Genomic DNA, 17,944 nt, shown 5'->3' with positions numbered 1-17,944 from the left:
ATGAGTGCGGGCGAACCGGCCCCGGCGCCGGGGGTTGACGTGAACCCCGGTTACGGGCATTCTGAACCTTGTTCAATATGAACCGTGTTCAAAATCTGGAGGGCGCATGGCCAAGTGGGGTGACCGCGACGCTCGTCGGCGCGACATTCTCGACGCCGGGCGCGCCCTGCTGATCGAGCACGGCTTCGGCGCACTGCAGATGCGGGACGTGGCCAAGGGGGCGGGCATCAGCCCCGGCACCGTGTACACCTACTTCGCCACCAAGGAAGCGCTGTACGCGGCGCTCTACGCGCAGCGCCTGCACGAATTCGCCGACGCCATCGAACCCGTCTGCGCCGTCGCGGACGACGCCGAGAACCTCTATGTCGCCGTGGCCACCGAATACCTCGAGGTCTACCGGGTGTACGGGCGGGAACTGAACGTCTGGAGCGTGCTCGCCGGGGAGGTCGACCTGGACCCGGAGGTGGGCGGCGTGCTGGCCGCCGCGGCGGGACGGGTGCTCGCCGTGACCCGCCAGGCGGTGGTGCGGCTGAGCGGCCACGACGCCCCCGAGGACGAGTTCGGACCGGCGCTGGTGCTGCTGTGGTCCTCGATCAACGGTCTGGCCGATCACTTCACCAGCGTCCGCCAGTACCTGCACGCCTACGGCTGGGAGGAGCTGGTGCGGTTCGCCGCGCGCACCCTCGCCGTCGGTCTCGCCGGTGTGGCGGCCGAGCGCGTCATCGAGGAGAAGCGATGAGCCTGTGGGACACCGTCGTCCACACCGCCCGCGGCGCGGCCGACCGGGTGGTGAACCCGCCGCGACTGCGTGACGCGTCGGCCCTGCGCGCGGCGGTGTCCGGGCGGACGGTGCTGGTCACCGGCGCGTCCTACGGTTTGGGTGCGGCCACCGCGCGACTGCTCGGCACGGCCGGTGCCACGGTGCTGCTGGTCGCCCGCACCGCCGACCGATTGGCAGCCCTCGCCGCCGAGATCGAGGCCGCGGGCGGCCGGGCCGTCGCCTATCCGGCCGACCTGTCCGACGAGACCGCGGTGGCGGAGCTGGCCAAGACGATCACCGAGCGGCACGGCGCGCTGGACGTGATCGTCAACAACGCGGGCATATCGCTGCGCCGCTCCCTGCACCTGCAATACGACCGATTCCACGACTTCGAACGCACCATCGACATCAACTACCTGGGCCCGATCGGGTTGCTGCTGGGGCTGCTGCCCGCCATGCGGGAGCGCGGCGGCGGGCACATCGTGAACGTCTCCACCATCGGCGTGCGCATCGGACCCGGCCCGCGCTGGGGTGCGTATCAGGCGTCGAAGGGGGCCTTCGACACCTGGTTGCGCAGCGTGAGCCCGGAGATTCGGCGCGACGGGGTCACCGTCACCACCATCTACATGGCGCTCATCTACACCCGCATGAGCGCGCCCACACCGATCATGCGCGCGCTGCCGGGTCTGTTCCCGGACGAGGCCGCGCAGATCGTGGCGCGGGCCATCGTGCGCAGGCCGCGCGATATCGAGCCGTGGTGGGTGTGGCCCGCCGGGGTGGCCTCGGCCGCCGCGCCGGGTGCGCTGGACCTGCTGATGCGGGGCTGGGTCCGGTGCACCCGCGATACCGATGCGGCACTGGGGAAGTCGTCGTGACCGCGCCGCTGCGCGAGGTCGCCGCCGCGGTCACCCGGTCCGGCATCCTGACCCCGGTGAGTCCGCCCGCCCTGGCGCGCCTGGCCGGTGCGGTGTGGCGCGGTCCGAATATCGCCACCCTGCTCGGCGTCGCCGCCGCCCGCTGGCCGCACCGCATCGCCCTGGTGGACGAGCGCAGCCCGCTCACCTTCGCGACGCTGCACCGCCGGGTGCAAGCCCTCGCGGGCGGATTGCGCACCGAATACGGCGTCGGGCACGGTGATTCGGTTCTGGTGCTGTGCCGCAACGGCCGGGCCTTCGTGGAAGCAGCGTTGGCCGCCGCGCTCTGCGGCGCGGACATGGTGCTGTGCAATACCGAGTTCCACACCGAGGCGCTGCGCCGCACCCTGGCCGAGCAACGCGCCTCGGTCCTGGTGTGCGACGCGGAGTTCATCGAGAAGGTCCGCGCCGCAGGCTATTCCGGCCCGATCCTGACCGGAGCGGACGGCGATCACCCCCGACCCGCCCGCGGAAACGAGCCACGCCCCAGTGAGCACGGGGATGGCGACCGGGACGGCGATCGTTCGCGGCCCGCGCGTGCGGAAACGCCGTCCGTCGGCAGGCCCGGGGGTGTCGGCCGGACCGGCTCGGATACGGATGCCAGCCGCCGTGGCGAGCGTGCGGATGCCGGAGGATATGGCGAGCACGGGGATGTCGGCTGGGTCGGCGATCGTCCGCGGCCCGCGCGAGCGGACGCGCCGCCGATCGGCAGGCCCGGGAGTGGCCGGACCGGCGAGGCGGATGCCGGCCGCGCCAACGAGCATGCGGATATCAGCCGCGCCGGCGAGCATGCGGACGCCGGAGGAGTTGGCGCGCACGCGGGGGGCGGTAGGGCTGGCGAGCGGGCGGGGGTCGTCGGCTCCGGCGAGCGTTCTGGTGCCGGTGGAGCGGGCGGGCCCGTGGGCGTCGAAGGGGTGGGCGTCCGGCCCGGGCGCGATGGTGCGGATCCGGGTCGAGTTCGTGCGGGCGGGGCGGAGCGGAGCCTCGAGGGGTTGATCCGGTTGGGATATCCGGCACCGGGGCGGGTTCGGCCGGGCCGCATCGTCATTTTGACCGCCGGGACCACGGGCGCGCCCAAGGGGGTGCCGCGGCGGCCGTCGGTGCGGTCGTTCCTCGGCCCGGGGCTGAGCGCGCTGTATCGACTGGGTTTGCGCAGCGGTACCACCATCGTGGTCGGGATTCCGTTGTTCCACGGTTTCGGGCTGGCCGTGCTGTCGCTCGGGCTGCTGTTGGGCGGAACCCTGGTGCTGCGCCGCGGATTCGATCCGGAGGCGGCGCTGGCCGCCACCGCCGCCCGCCGCGCCGACGCCTGGGCGGTCGTTCCGGTCATGCTGCGGCGGGTGCTGGACCTGCCGACCGAGGTGCGCGAGCGGTACGACACCTCCGCGCTCGCCGTCGTGCTGTGCGGTGCCGCCCCGCTGTCTCCCGCGCTCGCGCACCGGTTCATGGACGTCTTCGGTGAGGTCCTGTGCAACGGCTACGGCTCCTCCGAGATCGGCATCGCCGCGCTGGCCACGCCCGCGGAGCTGCGGGCCGCGCCCGGCACCGTGGGCAGGCCGGTGGCGGGTACCGCGGTGGCGGTGCTCGACACCGCCGGTCGTCCCGTCCCGGCGGGCCGCACGGGGCGCATCTGCGTCGGTGGCGCACAGGGGTTCTCCGGCTATTCCAGCGGGCACGACAAGCAGCGGGTGGCCGGCCTCATCGACTCCGGTGACCTGGGGCGATTCGATGCCGCGGGGCGGCTGTTCGTGGTCGGGCGCTCCGACGACATGATCGTCTCGGGTGGGGAGAACGTGTATCCCCAAGTCGTGGAGAACGTTTTGGCCGCCCATCCCGATGTATCGGATGTGGCGGTCATGGGTGTAGACGACGAGGAATACGGTCAGCGGCTGGTGGCGTATGTCGTGGCCGCGACCGGATCGTCACCGTCCGTCACCCGATTGCGAGAGTATCTGTATCCCAACGTCTCTCGTTTCGAACGACCCCGTGACATCATGATCACGGGGGAGATTCCCCGCAATGCCGCCGGCAAGATCGACCGCGCGGCCTTGCGACAGCAGTACGGCGGGTAGGCCATGGGGAACATGCCTGCCCGGGATGTGAAAGGCGGATCGACGATGACCGCGTTCCCGAGCTCCTCCGATGTCACCGCGCACCAGCATTCGCCCGGGCGACTGCTCGAGGCGCGGCGGATGAAAGCGTATCTGCTTCCCGGACTGCGGCATCGAGCCCGCGCCTGGCACATCCGCTACACCTCCACCAATGCGCAGGGCGCACCCATCGAGGTCACCGGGACCGTGCTGGTGCCGCGCACCCCGCACGCCGACGGGCCGCGGCCGCTGATCGGCTACGCGGTCGGCACCCAGGGCCTGGCCGATTTCGTGGCCGCCGCGTCGTGGCAGCTGAGCCGCGGTCTGGAGTACGAATCGCTGTTCATCGCGCAGGCGCTGCGGCGCGGGTGGGCCGTGGCCATCACCGACTATCCCGGGCTCGGCAGTGACGGCACCCATCCGTACGTGATGGGGCGGGCGCTGGGACCGTCGGTGCTGGACAGCATGCGGGCGGCCCGGCAGTTGGCCGACGCGGAGCTGGATCCGGACGGTCCGCTCGCCATCTGCGGCTACTCCGAGGGCGGCTGCGCGGCGGGCTGGGCGCTGCAATTGCAGCCCGGCTACGCGCCCGATCTGCCGCTGGTCGGTGGGGCCGTGGGGTCGCCGCCCGCGGATCTGGAGGGCATGTTCGAGGCGCACGACGGAAAGCTGTTCGCCTTCCTGCTGTTCTGGGCGGTCATGGGCATCGACGCCGCCTACCCCGAACTCGAGGTGCTCTCCCACCTCAAGCCCTCGGCCCGGATGTTGGCCGCGGTGCTGCGCCGCGCCCACGTGGTTCCCGGTTTCGCGTTCGGCATGGCCTACGGCGCGGTGCTGCCCACCCAGTCGGCGCGTTTCGTGCACCGCCACCCGCTCGAGGTGCCGGAGGTGCTCGCCCGGGTGCGTGAGAACCGCCTGGGTTCCATTCCGCCCGCCACGCCGATCCTGCTCGGCGCGGGGACGGGGGAGCAGATCGTCCCGTTCAGCCAGACCGCCAACCTCTACGCGGACTGGCGTGAGCTCGGTGTGGACGTCACCCTGCACACCATGCCCCGGCTCGAACACCTCACCGGGGCCTTCGGCTTCGCGCCGCGGGCCTTCTCCTTCCTCGCCGACCGCTTCACGGAGAACCGCCTCCAGCGCCCCCTCAGCGCCTGAGCGCCGGCGCCGGTGCCGCGCCGTCGCGCTCGGCATCGGCCGCCGTGGGGCTCTTTCTTCCAGTTCGGTTGCTTTTCTTCCGAATCGGAGTGTTTTCCGCGAAGATCTATTTGCTGTGGGTACGCTGTGCCCGCGTCTGCTGTGGTGCCGATCGGATCGTTCGCAACGAATACCCTCCCGAGGAGGATGTGCGTGACTGCCGTAGCTCCAAAACCCGAACAGAACCTCGAGGCCGCCCGGCCGTTCCCCCGGCGTGGCAGGCCGAAGGGCGGGTTCCTGCGTGACGCGGTCACCACGACCGATCCGAAGACGCTCGGTCAGATGTACCTGTTCACCGCCATCTCGTTCTTCCTGATCGGCGGGCTGATGGCGTTGCTGATGCGGGCCGAGCTGGCGCGGCCGGGCATGCAGTTCCTGTCGGCGGAACAGTTCAACCAGCTGTTCACCATGCACGGCACCATCATGCTGCTGTTCTACGCGACCGCGATCGTGTTCGGCTTCGCCAACATCATCCTGCCGTTGCAGATCGGCGCACCCGACGTCGCCTTCCCGCGCCTGAACGCCTTCAGCTACTGGCTGTACCTGTTCGGCGCGACCATGGCCACGGCCGGATTCATCACCCCGGGCGGCGCGGCCGACTTCGGCTGGACCGCCTACATCCCGCTCTCGGACATCGTGCACTCGCCCGGCGTCGGCGCGGACCTGTGGATCCTGGGGCTGGCCGTATCCGGTCTGGGCACCATCCTCGGCGGCGTCAACATGCTCACCACGGTGGTCTGCCTGCGCTGCCCGGGTATGACCATGTTCCGGATGCCGGTGTTCACCTGGACCATCGCGGTCACGAGCATCCTGGTGCTGCTGGCCTTCCCGATTCTCACCGCGGCCCTGCTGGCGCTGTACTACGACCGGCACCTGGGCGGGCACATCTACGATCCGGCCTCCGGCGGCACCATCCTCTACCAGCATCTGTTCTGGTTCTTCGGGCACCCCGAGGTATACATCATCGCGCTGCCGTTCTTCGGCATCATCTCCGAGGTCATCCCGGTGTTCAGCCGCAAGCCGGTCTTCGGCTACACCACGCTGATCTACGCGACCATCGCCATCGCGGCGCTGTCGGTGGCGGTGTGGGCGCACCACATGTACGCCACCGGCGCGGTGCTGCTGCCGTTCTTCTCGTTCATGACCTTCCTGATCGCGGTGCCGACCGGTGTGAAGTTCTTCAACTGGATCGGCACCATGTGGAAGGGGCAGTTGACCTTCGAGACGCCGATGCTGTTCGCGGTCGGCTTCATCGTCACGTTCCTCTTCGGCGGCCTGTCCGGCGTGCTGCTCGCCAGCCCGCCGCTGGACTTCCACGTCTCCGACACCTATTTCGTGGTGGCGCATTTCCACTACGTGCTCTTCGGCACCATCGCCTTCGCCACCTACGCGGGCATCTACTTCTGGTTCCCCAAGATGACCGGCCGCATGTTGGACGAACGTCTGGGCAAGTGGCACTTCTGGACCACCTTCGTCGGCTTCCATGCCACCTTCCTGGTGCAGCACTGGCTGGGCAATGAGGGTATGCCGCGCCGCTACGCCGACTACCTGCCGATGGACGGATTCACCACGCTGAACACCGTGTCCACCATCGGATCGTTCATCCTCGGCGCGTCGGTGCTGCCGTTCGCGTGGAATGTCTTCAAGTCCTACCGCTACGGCGAGGTGGTGACCGTGGACGATCCGTGGGGCTACGGTAATTCGCTGGAGTGGGCGACCGCGTGCCCGCCGCCGCGGCACAACTTCTACGAGCTGCCGCGCATCCGCTCCGAGCGTCCGGCGTTCGAGCTGCACTACCCGCACATGATCGACCGCATGCGCGCCGAGGCCCACGTGGGTTGGGGCTCCGGCGGCCAGCACGAGGTGCGCGAAACCGAACACGTCTGACTCGGATTCGGTGCGGTGGCGTGCCCGGCCACCGCACCCCGGTGTGCTTATGCTGACCCGATGACGCACCGTTGCCGAAAGTTCGCCATCGCCCTCGGCGTGGCCGCGCTGGCCCTGGCCGGCTGCTCCGGAACCGAGGACGGCCCCGACCGGCTCGAGGTCGGCGTCCTGGTCATCACCATGTTCGACCCGGAATCGGAGGTGTGGCTGCGGCGCGAGCAGTTGTCCACCACGGTGGAGGTCCCCGGCGCGTACAAACCGGTCGCATGCAATGGCGACGGTCTGTGCGTGGCCGAGACCGGCCAGGGCAAATCCAATGCGGCCACCACCATGACCGCCATTCTGAGCAGCCCGAAATTCGACTTCTCACACGCCTGGTTCCTGACCGCCGGAATCGCCGGTACGCCACCGGATCAGGGCACGCTCGGCTCCGCGTCCTGGGCCCGCTGGGTGGTCGACTTCGACCTCGGCAATCACCTCGATCCCGCCGAGGCCCCCGAGGTGCCGTTCGGATTCCGTCCGGTGGAGGACTATAACACCGCCGCCTATCGCCTCGACGACGCGCTCGTGGACACCGCCTACGGACTCACCCGCGAGGCCACGCTCGCCGACAGCCCGGAGGCCGCCGCCGAACGCGCGCAGTACCCGGGCCAGGCCGGGCGCACCCCGGATGTGCGAATCTGCGACACCATGACCGGCGACGACTACTTCTCCGGGAAGGTCCCCTCCGATACCGCCCGCCACATCATGGGCGTGCGCAGCAAGGGTGAGGGCGTCTACTGCACCACCCAGATGGAGGACAATGCCACCGCGACGGCCCTGAACGGTTTCGGCTACCTCGACCGCTACCTGTCACTGCGTACCGTGAGCAACTTCGACCAGCCCTTCCCCGGCCAGTCCGTGGTCGCGCATCTGGACCACTCCGGGCCGGGTTTCGCTCTGGCGCTGGAGAATCAGTACACCGTCGGCCGCCGCGTGGTGGAGCACTTGTTGCAGAATCCGTATCGGAATTAGCGTTCGCCATATGGCGTTCGCCCAGCTCGAGCGCGTGCGGCCGAGCCGCGACGGGGAACGTCGCAGATAGGTAAGGCCGTATTGCCCACAGAATGTGCGAAATGCGGGAAAATCTTCGTGTCGATGCCGAACCCGACGCGAGGAGTTCGCGATGTCCCAACACTTCGCCGCCTATCCGAGTGCGGCGCCGGTCGGGGTGGACATCACTCGCGCGAGTATCGCGCGAGTCTATGATGCCGCGCTGGGTGGCAAGGACAACTTCGAGGTGGACCGCGAAGTACTGGAGCAGGTGCGCGCGGTCGCCCCGCAGGTGGCCGAATTGGCCTGGGCCAACCGGGATTTCCTTATTCGGGTATGCCGGTTCCTGGCGCGGGAGGCCGGGGTCGGGCAATTCCTGGATCTGGGTTCCGGGCTGCCGACGGCGGAGAACACCCACCAGGTGGTGCAGCGCATCGCCCCGAATGCTCGGGTGGTGTACGTGGACAACGACCCCATGGTGCTCACCCATTCCCGCGCACTGCTCGACAGCGCGGCACACACCACCATCGTCGGCGCGGACATCTTCCGGCCCTTCGATGTGATGAATCATCCGACGGTGCGCGCCCATCTCGATTTCGACGAGCCGATCGCGCTGTTCCAGATCGGCACCCTGCACCACTATCTGGATGACGACGCCGGCGCGCTCATGCGCACCTACGTCGATGCGCTGCCGTCCGGCTCGTATGTGGCCATCGCGCACTTCTTCGATCCGGAGACACCGGAGCACAGCGAGCTGGCACGCAAGATGGAGGACAAGTTCGTCCACAGTCCCATGGGCAGTGGACGTTTCCGCACCCGTGCGCAGATCGACGCCATGTTCGACGGTCTGGAGATGGTCGATCCCGGTGTGGTGCTATGCGACGAATGGTGGCCGGACGGGCCCCGGCTGCGTCCGCTCGAATCGGTTCGGCACTGTATCGCGGGTGGCGTGGGACGCAAGCGCTGATTGCTGGCAAGCTCGTGTGATGACTCTGCGTGATGAGACCGGGGCGGCGCTGACCTATATCGAGATGGCGCTGGGATGGGATCCTGCTCACCGCCGCGTGTTCGGCGGGCGGGGCCGCAATATCGACCTCAATGCGGCGGCGCTGCTGTTCGTCGGCGGCGATATCGTCGATGTCGTCTACTCCGAACAGCTGACCTCGCGGGATGGTTCGGTGCGGCACCACGGCGACAGCCTGACCGGTGAGGGCAAGGGCGACAACGAGGTGATCACCGTCGATCTGACCCGGCTGTCCACCCGGGTCACGACGGTCTTGTTCCTGGTGACCTGTTATACCGGCCAGGCTTTCGACCAGATCGAGAATGCCTTCTGCCGCCTGGTGGACGGGGTGCGCGGCACCGAACTCGCCCGCTACGACCTGGTCGACAGTGAGCACGCGGGATTCGTCATGGGCAGGTTGTTCCCGGTCGACGGGACGTGGCGGTTCGAGGCGCTCGGGGTGCCGATCCACGCCGAGCATCCGGTGGAAGCCGTGGGGCAGGTGACGCGGTTCCTCGCCTAAGCTCAGGACCATGACCGAGCGCATCGCAATCGTGACGGGAGCTGCCCGCGGTATCGGCGCGGAGACCGCCCGCCGCCTCGCCGCCGACGGATTCGCCGTCGCCGTACTGGATCTGGACGAGGCCGCCGGTAAGCCGGTGGTGGACGAGATCGTCGCCGCGGGCGGCAAGGCCCTCGCGGTCGGCGTCGACGTGAGCGACGAGCAGGCCGTCGAGACCGCCGTTCGGCGGGTCGCCGACGAACTCGGCGCGCCCACCGTCCTGGTCAACAACGCGGGCATCACCCGCGACAACCTGCTGTTCAAAATGTCGGTGGCGGACTGGGATTCGGTCATGAACGTGCATCTGCGCGGCTCCTTCCTGATGACCCGGGCCGTGCAGAAGTACATGGTGGAGGCCAAGTACGGCCGCATCGTCAACCTGTCCAGCACCTCCGCGCTCGGCAATCGCGGCCAGGCCAACTACTCGGCCGCCAAGGCGGGCCTGCAGGGCTTCACCAAGACCCTCGCCGTCGAACTCGGCAAGTACGGCATCACCGCCAATGCCATCGCCCCCGGTTTCATCGAGACCGAGATGACCGCGGCCACCGCCGAACGCCTGGGCATGAACTTCGACGACTTCAAGGCCGCCAACGCCGCCATGATCCCGGTCGCCCGCACGGGCGTGCCCGCGGATATCGCCAACGCGGTCTCGTTCTTCGTCGGCGAAGCAGCCGGTTTCGTCTCCGGGCAGGTGCTCTACGTCGCGGGCGGCCCCAAGAACTGACACCTGAACCGGCCGTATCCGTTTCGAGGGCCTTCGCCATGAGACTCCGGGTGCCTCGCGTCGGCGGCGGATCGCGACTGGAGCCGCCGCCCACCACGCCGCGTCGATCAGTTCGCGCAACTGGTCCGGCGCGACGAGGGGGCCATCGCCACCACCTCCTGCCAGCTCAATGTCACATCCTCAGTGTGCGCGATCGATACTGCGCGGTCTTGGACAAAGAGCACCGAGTCAGGCAAGTGGGCGGGGTGCGTAGGCCGTCGGTTCGAGGATCTGGCCGGTGACGAAGTGGCTCCAGAGGCCGAACTTCAGCGGTGCGCCGGGGAGGGCGAAGGACTCCAGGTAGCTGTGGGTGCTGGTGTGGTCGGTGTGGGTCGCGCCGAAGGTGACGCGGAAGCGGGTGGTGGCGGGGCGCTGCGCGGCGGGCAGGGGCGAGGGGAGGAGTTCGTCGAGGGCGACGCCGTAGTCGGCGCGGTAGCCGTCGGACACCGGCTCGAGGGTGTTCTCCAGAATGCCGCCGGTGGCGGGAATGGTGATCAGCACGCCCCGATCGCCGTTCGCGTAGCGGGTATTGAACACCAGCACCTCCACGGCCCGATCCGGATGGATCTCCGCCGCGCCCGCCCCGACCTGCGAACCGGCCGGGCAGCCCGCCGGTCCCCGCGCGGCCAGCACCGCACGCGCACAGGTGGGGAACCGCTCCGCGTTGATCCGCACGGACCGATCGAACAGGAAGACGAACTGCTGTGCGGCGGCGGGTTTCTCGCCGCTCTCGGTGCGGCTGGTCCGATCGAATTCCACGGTGACCCCGGTGAGATAGCCGCCGTCCGGCCGGACGCGCACCGTCAGCCCGTCGAGATTGGCCGGGCCGTCCACCGGTGCCTCGGCGGGCGGCACCGGTCCGCCCGGCGTCGGCGGCTCCGCGCCCGCCGCACCGACGCCCAGCAGGCCCGCGCACATGGCCGCCGCCGCGACCCTCATCAGCTGTGGATAACGAATCCTCATGCCGCATCACGCTAGGGGCGGCGGCCACGCGGAGACAGGGCGGCGAATGACCAGGTTGCCGACGGCCGTCCACCGGACGTGAAGTGCCTCGACCGGATCAGGCCTCACCGCCGAGGGACCGGGTGCGGTCGCGCTGGTACGGGCACGCCGCGGCCTCGAAGGCGGTGGCGATAGCGGGCAGGCGGGCGAGATCGCCGTCGTGCAGTGCGATGGCGCGGTCGACGATGGCGCTGGCAACGGGGTTCCCGGCGACCACCGGGCCCGCCGCGGTGCGGTATTCGGCGGACTTCGGATCGTTCGCGAGTGTCGCGGCCTCCGCGCGCAGCGCCGTGTACCAGTGCCGCCACACCCAGACGAACTCCACATCCAGTTCCTCGGGCGGAGCCGCGAGCCGGGCCAGCGCCTGGTCCGCCTCGCCGTGATGGAGCAGCAGTACGGCATCGGCGATGGCGCTGAAGGCATTCTGGTCCGGGGTGACGCCGAGGGCGTCGACGATCCCCAGCCAGTCGGCCCGAGCCCGGTCGTCCCCGCGCAGCCCGTGCGCCAGCGCCACTGCGGTCGCCGCGATGGCGAGCTGCGGAGCCCGCGGTCGCCCGGCCAGCTCCCAGGCATCGAGGAATCGCCCACTGCCCGCGATCACATCATCGACATTGCCGGCCAGGGCATCCGCCGCCAGCAGCCGAGAGGTGGCGAAATCACCCCGCTCGGCCAGCAGCGGAAGATCGCGCAACTGTTCCCCGCAGCGCCGCGCCGCCGCGAGATCACCGACCCCGATCAGGGTTTCGGCGGCCTCGGCGAGCGCGTTCACCCGCTCCAGCGCACTGGCCGGACTCACCGGTACCGCGTCGAGCAGTTCCACCCGGCGGCGTGCGGTCTCGGCGGCGGCGAAGATATCGCCCGCCCAGCACTGCGCTGCCGCCAGCGCATCGAGAGCGGCACTGTGCGCCAACGGTTCTCCGGTCCGCTCCGCCAGCTCGACCGCTCGCCGGGCCAGGGTGATCGCGGCGGCGGTGGGCTCGGCAGTCGCCGCGGCGGTGGGCCCAGCGTTCGGATGGGTCGCGGCGGGAGTGGGCTCGGCCGCGGACCCCACGATCGGACGAGTCGCGGCGTTCGGCGGTGTCGTGCGGCCGCTCGCGGTGTGAGCGGTGGCTGCGGGCGTCGTGCCAGCCGGAGCGGTACAGGGGGCAGGTGTCGCCGTCGCCGCGGGTGGCTGTCCGATGATCGGGGCCGTGCCGCCCTCGGCGGCGGCTCGCCGGTCGGGCGGGCGCGGTGTGATACTCGCGGCCCCGCGAGTGGTGTCGGCCGTCGCTGCGCCGGACGAATCATCCTCGGGGACCATGGTTTTCAGCTCCGCGGCCATCGTGTCGTCGAGGTGGGCGAGCACCCCGCATTCGGCCAGCGCCACCGCGGCCACGGCGGCCGGGTCGTCGCCGCCCAGGGCTCGTGCCTCGATCAGCAGGGTCGCGGCCTCGGTCGGGGGTGGCGGCGCGGAGAAGGTGTCGGCCAGGCGGAATACGGTGATGGCGGCCGTGGCGAGGTCGCGGGCCGCTGCGGCCTGCCCTCCGGCGGTCCGTGCGATGTCGGCGGCGGCGCGGTACAGGCGGTACATGTCCTCGCCGCGCATCCGGCATCCGGCCACCTCGGCCGCGTGCCGCAGTGCCGCAGCCGCGGCGGCCGGGTCGTCGGTGAGGGACGCGGCCTGCTCGTATCGCAGCTGCGATTCGCCGATCAGGTTGCGGGAGAAGGCCAGTCGCGCGAGGGCCGAGGCCAGGGCGTGCGCGTCGGCGCGGTGATCGTCCTGCTCGGCCGCCCAGGCCAGCGCCGCCCGGATATCGTCGGCCGCCGCGTCGAAGCGGGTGCGCCAATCGCCGGTCGGCTCGGCCGCGTCCAGTGCGGTGGCGGTCGTCAGGCACCACCGCAGATGGCGCGCGAGCACGTCCACCAACTCGCCGGTCTCGACCAGCTGTTCGGTCTCGTACTGCCGAATGGTCGCCAGCGCCCGGTAGCGGGTGCCGCGTGTGGAGGGCACGGCGGTCAGCAGGCTCTGCTCGGCCAGCCGCGCCAGCCCCTCGGTCACCGAGAACGGTTCCAGCGGTGTGTATCCCGCCACCGCGACGGCATCGGCCGCGGTGAACGGCGCGACGAAGACGGCGATGCGGCGCAGCAGGCAGCGGTCCTCGGCCGTCAGCAGCGCCTGACTCCAATCCAGCATGGCCCGCACGGACCGGTGCCGTTCATCGGCACGCCGCCCGCCGACCAGCAGCCGCAGCGGATCGGCGAGGCTGGCGCGCAGTCCGTCCAGGCCCAGCGTGGGCAGTCGCGCCGCCGCCAGTTCGATGGCCAGCGCCAGCCCGTCGAGTCGCTGGCACACCTCGAAGACCTGATCCACCTGCTCCGCGGGCACGGTCGAGCCCAGTGCCGCGGCCCGGTCCAGGAACAGCGCGACGGCATCGGCCGTGCCGCCGTCCACCGACAGCGACGGCACCGGGTAGACCTGCTCGAAGGGCACCATGAGCCGCGCCCGGCTGGTGGCCAGCACGGACACTCGCGGGCAGCGCGCGAGCAGGCGTTCGACGAACGGCACCACGCCGTCGAGCAGATGTTCGCAGTTGTCGAGCACCAGCAGCGTGTGCCGGTCGGCGAGGGCGGCCAGCACCGAATCGTCGAGGCTGCGCCCCTGCTGCTCGCCGAGTCCGAGCGCGCGGGCCACCGCGGAGCCGGTCATCTCCGGATCGGTCACCGGCACCAGGTCCACGAACCACGCGCCGTCGCCGAATGCACCCGCCAGATCCGCGGCGACGGCCAGCGCGAGCCGCGTCTTGCCGACGCCGCCGGGCCCGAGCGCGGTCACCTGCCGATGCGCGGTGACGGCCGCCCGCAGCGCCACGCGCTCGCCGGTCCGGCCGACGAACGACGTCAGCGGCGCGGGCAGTGTGGTCGCCGCCTCCCCGGTCGGCTCCGCCCTGGTCAGCTCGGCCGCGCGGCCCGCCAGCGCCCGCCGGTCGGGGACGCCGACCTTGCGCAGCAGGGAGGACACGTGGGTTTCCACGGTGCGCACGGAGATGTACAGCTCGGCCGCGATCTCGGCATTGCTGCGATGCTGCCCGACCAGAGCCAGCACCTCGGCCTCCCGGTCCGAGATCCCGGCGGAGACCCTCTGCTTCGACACGCCACCCATCCTCTCGCATCGCCGTCGATCCGTCCCTCGGACCCGATTACGTGGTGAGATCCGTGGTCGGCACGGATGGCACCGGCCCGCGCCGAATCTAGCGTTATCGCCATGGAAGCAACACGAACGGTCGACCACTCCGGCATCAGGACCGTGCTGCATCCCGTCTCCGATCTGGCGGCGGCCAAGCAGGTCTACAGCGCGCTGCTCGGGGTGCCGCCCGAGATCGACGGCACCTTCTACGTCGGTTTCGAGGTCGGCGGTCAGCACATCGGCCTGGTGCCCGACGGCGGGCCGCAGGGCATGACCGCACCGGTCTCCTACTGGCACGTACCGGATATCGAGGCGAAGCTCGCCGACGTGTTGGCGGCGGGCGCGACCGTGCGGGAACCGGTGCGCGATGTCGGCGGCGGCCGCCTGGTCGCCACCGTCACCGATCCCGACGGCAATGTCCTCGGCCTGCTCCAAGACCGCACGCACTGACACCGAAAGAGGCAACCGCCATGACCACCACCCGCAAGACCAAGACCACCGTGGGCTTCTCGGCCGAGGAGCGCGCCGCCATGAAGGAGCACGCCCAGGAGTTGAAGGCCGCCGCCCGCCGCGGCTCCAAGGCCGACCCCGAGGTCGACGTGCTCGCCAAGATCGCCGCGATGTCCGACGCGGACCGCGCGTTGGCCGAACGCGTCCACGCCATCGTCAAGGAGCACGCCCCCACCCTGAGCCCCAAGCTCTGGTACGGCATGCCCGCCTACGCCCGCGCCGGGAAGGTCGTCTGCTTCTTCCAGAGCGCCGAGAAGTTCAAGGCCCGCTACGCCACCTTCGGCTTCAACGACATCGCCCACCTCGACGACGGCCCCATGTGGCCCACGGCCTTCGCCCTCACCGAACTCACCCCGGCCGTCGAACAGCGGATCGCCGACCTGGTGCGCCGGGCCGAATCCTGACGACCCGAAATATCGGCCCCCGGAACCGCACGGTTCCGGGGGCCGCCGTGCGAGGTCGGTCGCGAACGTCCGGGCAGGAATCGGCCGCGGGCATGCCACGGCGCACGTCCACCCCGTCAGGTCGCCGGACGGCTGGGGGTCGGCATGAGGCGCTGCAGGATGTCGGCGAGGGTGACCACGCCGAGCATTCGCCCGTCGCCGTCGGACACCACGGCCAGGTGGTTGCGCGAATCCTGGATGGTGCGCAGCACCTGATAGGCCGGGGTGTCGGCGGCCAGCCGCAGCACCGGGCGGGCCAGGTCGGCGGCGGTCGCGGTGGCCGGGGCGCGCAGCGCGTCGCGGACGTGGACCACGCCGGTGATGCCGTCGGGACCGGTGACCAGCAGACGCAGATGCCCGGTGGCGTCGGCGGCGGTCTGGATCTGGGCCGGGCCGGCGTCGGCGGGTACCGAACTCGGATTCGGGTCGGCCCGCATCAGATCCGCGACGGTCACGCTCTCCAGTTCCAGCGCGGCCGCCAGCCGCCGATGGTCGTCAGGGTCGAGCGCGCCGACGGTGGCGGAGTGTTCCACCAGATGCCGCAGCGCCTCCGAATTCTGCCCGGCCGACACCTCGTCGACCGGTTGTACGCCGATCCGGCGCAGACACCAGTTGGCCAGTTCGTTGAGCCGGGTCAGCAGCGGCCGGGTCAGCCACATGAAGGCGCGCATGGGCAGCGCCAGCATGATCGCCGACCGCTCCGGATGCGCGATGGCCCAGGACTTCGGGGCCATCTCACCGATCACCAGGTGCAGGAAGGTCACGATCAGCAGGGCGAGGACGAATCCGGCGACATCGGCCAACCACAGTGGCGCGCCCCAGGTGTCGAAGACCGGGGTGAGCCAGTGGTGCACGGCCGGTTTGGTGATCGCGCCGAGCGCGAGCGTGCAGACGGTGATGCCGAGCTGCGAACCGGCCAGCAGCACCGACAGTTCCGAGGCGCTGCGCAGCGCGGCGCGGGCGGCGGCACTGTGCGGCGCGGCGTCCTCGAGTCGGTAGCGGCGGGCTGCGACCAGCGCGAATTCCACCGCTACGAAGAAGGCGCTGGCCGCGATGAGCGCGACGGTGACGGCGGCGACGATCCACGGGTTATCCACGGTCGTCCTCCCGCGACTCGGAGACGGTCACGAAAACCTGTGCGGGCACGTGTTTGTCGACGGCACGCACCTCGGCGTGCAGCACCCTGGGTGTGGGTGGGGCGTCGGCCACCAGTTCGGCCGGGTCCGGCGGCAGTTCGACATCGACGGTGTCGCCGACGGCGGGCAGGTCACCGTGCACGGCGATGAGCAGACCGGCGAGTGTCTCGTAGTCACCGGACGGTAGCCGGTGGTCCAGCTCACGGGCGACCTCGTCGAGATGCAGGCCGCCCGGCATGAGCCAGCCGTTGTCGAGCCGCCGCGCCCGACTCGGATCGGTGGACGGGTCGTGCTCGTCGGCGAGCTCGCCGACCAGCTCCTCGGCCATGTCCTCGATGGTGACGATGCCGGCGAAGCCGCCGTATTCGTCCACCACCAGCGCCATTTCGTCGTCGGCCGCGTTCAGCCTGGCCAGCACCTCCGGCAGCGGCAGCGATTCCGGCACCACCACCGCGCGCCGGGTGTACGCGGCCACCGGTCCGGTGACAGTGGTGGCGAGCAGGTCGTGCAGGTGCACGATGCCGACCAGGTCGTCGCTGGTCTCGCCGATCACCGGATAGCGGGTGTGGCCGGTGGCCATCCGTTCCAGCACCAGTTCGACGGGCTGATCGGCGCGCACGGTGTCGACGCGAGGCCGCGGGATCATGGCGTGTTCGGCGCTGCCGGTGGGGAAGTCGAGCATTCGGTCGAGCAGGGTGGACAGGTCGGCGGGCAGTTCACCGGCATCGCGGGATTCGGCGACGATATGCGCGAGGTCGCGCGGATTGGCCGAATGCTCCACATCGTGCACCGGTTCGATGCGCACCGCGCGCAGTAGCAGATTCGAGGCGTGGTCGAACAGCGTGATGAGCCAGCCGAACAGGCGCAGGTACAGCGTGGTGGACCAGGCCAGCCAGCGGGCCACCGGTTCGGGCCGGGCGATGGCGAGGTTCTTGGGCACCAGTTCGCCGAACACCATCTGTACGAGCGTGGAGAACACCACGGCCGCCACCGCACCGATGCCGACGCCCACCGCGAGCGGCACTCCCGCGCCGTCGAGCAGATCCCCGATCCCGCGGCCGATCAGCGGTTCGGCCACATACCCGACGAGCAGCCCGGTGACCGTGATGCCGAGCTGCGCCCCCGACAACATGAACGACGTGCGCCGCGTCACCCCCAGCGCCCGGGCCGCACTCGCGTCCCCCGCTTCCGCGGCCGCCTTCAACCGCGACCGGTCCACCGCCATATAGGCGAACTCCTGGGCCACGAAGTACCCGGTCACGGCGGTGATGGCGAAGACGACCAGCACACCGGCGACAATGCTCACCGCGGTCACCACGTCAGCTCCCCTCGTCGGGGTCGCTTACTTCGACCGGGAACGGATTTTCGGCGGCGCGAACGTCGCTTCATGACCTGCTTTCTCCGGGACGGAATGGGTGGCATCGAGGATAGGGCAAATCGGGCCGCCACGGCTGAATGCCGGGCCGAGGTCACAACCCGGCC

General features: G+C 70.3%; 15 protein-coding genes. 11 read left to right on the top strand and 4 right to left on the bottom strand.

Annotation, left to right across the window (positions count from 1 at the left end):
• Positions 1–106 precede the first annotated feature (106 nt).
• The 9 genes from QJS31_RS12820 (at position 107) to fabG (ending at position 10,169) form a co-directional block, all read left to right on the top strand.
• A complete protein-coding gene (locus tag QJS31_RS12820; protein ID WP_282777216.1) occupies positions 107–739 on the top strand; it encodes a TetR/AcrR family transcriptional regulator in 633 nt (210 codons plus the stop codon).
• The gene (locus tag QJS31_RS12815; RefSeq protein WP_282777214.1) at positions 736–1,635 is read left to right on the top strand and encodes an SDR family NAD(P)-dependent oxidoreductase; all 900 of its coding nucleotides are present in this window, start codon (positions 736–738) and stop codon (positions 1,633–1,635) included. The genes QJS31_RS12820 and QJS31_RS12815 overlap by 4 nt, the downstream gene beginning before the upstream one ends.
• Positions 1,632–3,746 carry an AMP-binding protein gene (locus QJS31_RS12810; RefSeq protein WP_282777212.1) on the top strand — a complete coding sequence of 705 codons (2,115 nt, stop codon included), beginning with the start codon at positions 1,632–1,634 and terminating at the stop codon, positions 3,744–3,746. The genes QJS31_RS12815 and QJS31_RS12810 overlap by 4 nt, the downstream gene beginning before the upstream one ends.
• Positions 3,747–3,791: 45 nt before the next feature.
• Entirely contained in the window at positions 3,792–4,922 is a 1,131-nt protein-coding gene (locus tag QJS31_RS12805; protein ID WP_306356804.1) for a lipase family protein, read from the top strand.
• Positions 4,923–5,114: 192 nt separating this feature from the next.
• Positions 5,115–6,848, top strand: a complete 1,734-nt coding sequence (gene ctaD, locus QJS31_RS12800; RefSeq protein WP_306356803.1) for a cytochrome c oxidase subunit I — start codon at positions 5,115–5,117, stop codon at positions 6,846–6,848.
• A gap of 60 nt (positions 6,849–6,908) precedes the next feature.
• Entirely contained in the window at positions 6,909–7,862 is a 954-nt protein-coding gene (locus tag QJS31_RS12795; RefSeq protein ID WP_306356802.1) for a purine nucleoside permease, read from the top strand.
• 151 nt (positions 7,863–8,013) lie between these two features.
• Entirely contained in the window at positions 8,014–8,847 is an 834-nt protein-coding gene (locus tag QJS31_RS12790; RefSeq protein ID WP_306356801.1) for an SAM-dependent methyltransferase, read from the top strand.
• A 19-nt stretch (positions 8,848–8,866) separates the two neighbouring features.
• Positions 8,867–9,406: a TerD family protein gene (locus QJS31_RS12785; protein ID WP_282785327.1), complete on the top strand. Its 540-nt coding sequence runs from the start codon at positions 8,867–8,869 to the stop codon at positions 9,404–9,406.
• Between the two features lie 10 nt (positions 9,407–9,416).
• Positions 9,417–10,169 carry a 3-oxoacyl-ACP reductase FabG gene (gene fabG / locus QJS31_RS12780; protein WP_195120011.1) on the top strand — a complete coding sequence of 251 codons (753 nt, stop codon included), beginning with the start codon at positions 9,417–9,419 and terminating at the stop codon, positions 10,167–10,169.
• A 228-nt stretch (positions 10,170–10,397) separates the two neighbouring features.
• Here fabG and QJS31_RS12775 read toward each other — a convergent pair whose 3' ends face one another.
• Entirely contained in the window at positions 10,398–11,171 is a 774-nt protein-coding gene (locus tag QJS31_RS12775; RefSeq protein WP_306356800.1) for a hypothetical protein, read from the bottom strand.
• Positions 11,172–11,268: 97 nt separating this feature from the next.
• Positions 11,269–14,340, bottom strand: a complete 3,072-nt coding sequence (locus tag QJS31_RS12770) for a LuxR C-terminal-related transcriptional regulator (RefSeq protein WP_306356799.1) — start codon at positions 14,338–14,340, stop codon at positions 11,269–11,271.
• A gap of 111 nt (positions 14,341–14,451) precedes the next feature.
• Between QJS31_RS12770 and QJS31_RS12765 the strand changes: the two genes are divergently transcribed.
• On the top strand, positions 14,452–14,823 hold the full coding sequence (locus QJS31_RS12765) for a VOC family protein (protein WP_282784759.1): 372 nt from the start codon (positions 14,452–14,454) through the stop codon (positions 14,821–14,823).
• A gap of 20 nt (positions 14,824–14,843) precedes the next feature.
• Positions 14,844–15,287 carry an iron chaperone gene (locus QJS31_RS12760; protein WP_282784758.1) on the top strand — a complete coding sequence of 148 codons (444 nt, stop codon included), beginning with the start codon at positions 14,844–14,846 and terminating at the stop codon, positions 15,285–15,287.
• Between the two features lie 116 nt (positions 15,288–15,403).
• On the opposite strand, the gene QJS31_RS12755 is transcribed toward QJS31_RS12760, so the two are convergent.
• The gene (locus QJS31_RS12755) at positions 15,404–16,423 is read right to left on the bottom strand and encodes a hemolysin family protein (protein ID WP_282784756.1); all 1,020 of its coding nucleotides are present in this window, start codon (positions 16,421–16,423) and stop codon (positions 15,404–15,406) included.
• Positions 16,416–17,780, bottom strand: coding sequence for a hemolysin family protein (locus tag QJS31_RS12750; RefSeq protein WP_306356798.1), 1,365 nt, complete (start codon positions 17,778–17,780; stop codon positions 16,416–16,418). The genes QJS31_RS12755 and QJS31_RS12750 overlap by 8 nt, the downstream gene beginning before the upstream one ends.
• Positions 17,781–17,944: the final 164 nt, after the last annotated feature.

The sequence above is a fragment of the Nocardia sp. CC213A genome, assembly GCF_030766805.1.
In the GTDB taxonomy this organism is placed as follows: Bacteria; Actinomycetota; Actinomycetes; order Mycobacteriales; family Mycobacteriaceae; genus Nocardia; species Nocardia otitidiscaviarum.
This window is presented reverse-complemented; position numbering and strand designations above follow the sequence as displayed.

Bases quoted from the DNA above. Each gene is read 5' to 3' on its own strand.
- QJS31_RS12820 (WP_282777216.1), top strand. From the start codon at position 107: ATGGCCAAGTGGGGTGACCGCGACGCTCGTCGGCGCGACATTCTCGAC.
- QJS31_RS12815 (WP_282777214.1), top strand. From the start codon at position 736: ATGAGCCTGTGGGACACCGTCGTCCACACCGCCCGCGGCGCGGCCGAC.
- QJS31_RS12805 (WP_306356804.1), top strand. From the start codon at position 3,792: ATGACCGCGTTCCCGAGCTCCTCCGATGTCACCGCGCACCAGCATTCG.
- QJS31_RS12795 (WP_306356802.1), top strand. From the start codon at position 6,909: ATGACGCACCGTTGCCGAAAGTTCGCCATCGCCCTCGGCGTGGCCGCG.
- QJS31_RS12790 (WP_306356801.1), top strand. From the start codon at position 8,014: ATGTCCCAACACTTCGCCGCCTATCCGAGTGCGGCGCCGGTCGGGGTG.
- QJS31_RS12785 (WP_282785327.1), top strand. From the start codon at position 8,867: ATGACTCTGCGTGATGAGACCGGGGCGGCGCTGACCTATATCGAGATG.
- fabG (WP_195120011.1), top strand. From the start codon at position 9,417: ATGACCGAGCGCATCGCAATCGTGACGGGAGCTGCCCGCGGTATCGGC.
- QJS31_RS12775 (WP_306356800.1), bottom strand. From the start codon at position 11,171: ATGAGGATTCGTTATCCACAGCTGATGAGGGTCGCGGCGGCGGCCATG.
- QJS31_RS12765 (WP_282784759.1), top strand. From the start codon at position 14,452: ATGGAAGCAACACGAACGGTCGACCACTCCGGCATCAGGACCGTGCTG.
- QJS31_RS12760 (WP_282784758.1), top strand. From the start codon at position 14,844: ATGACCACCACCCGCAAGACCAAGACCACCGTGGGCTTCTCGGCCGAG.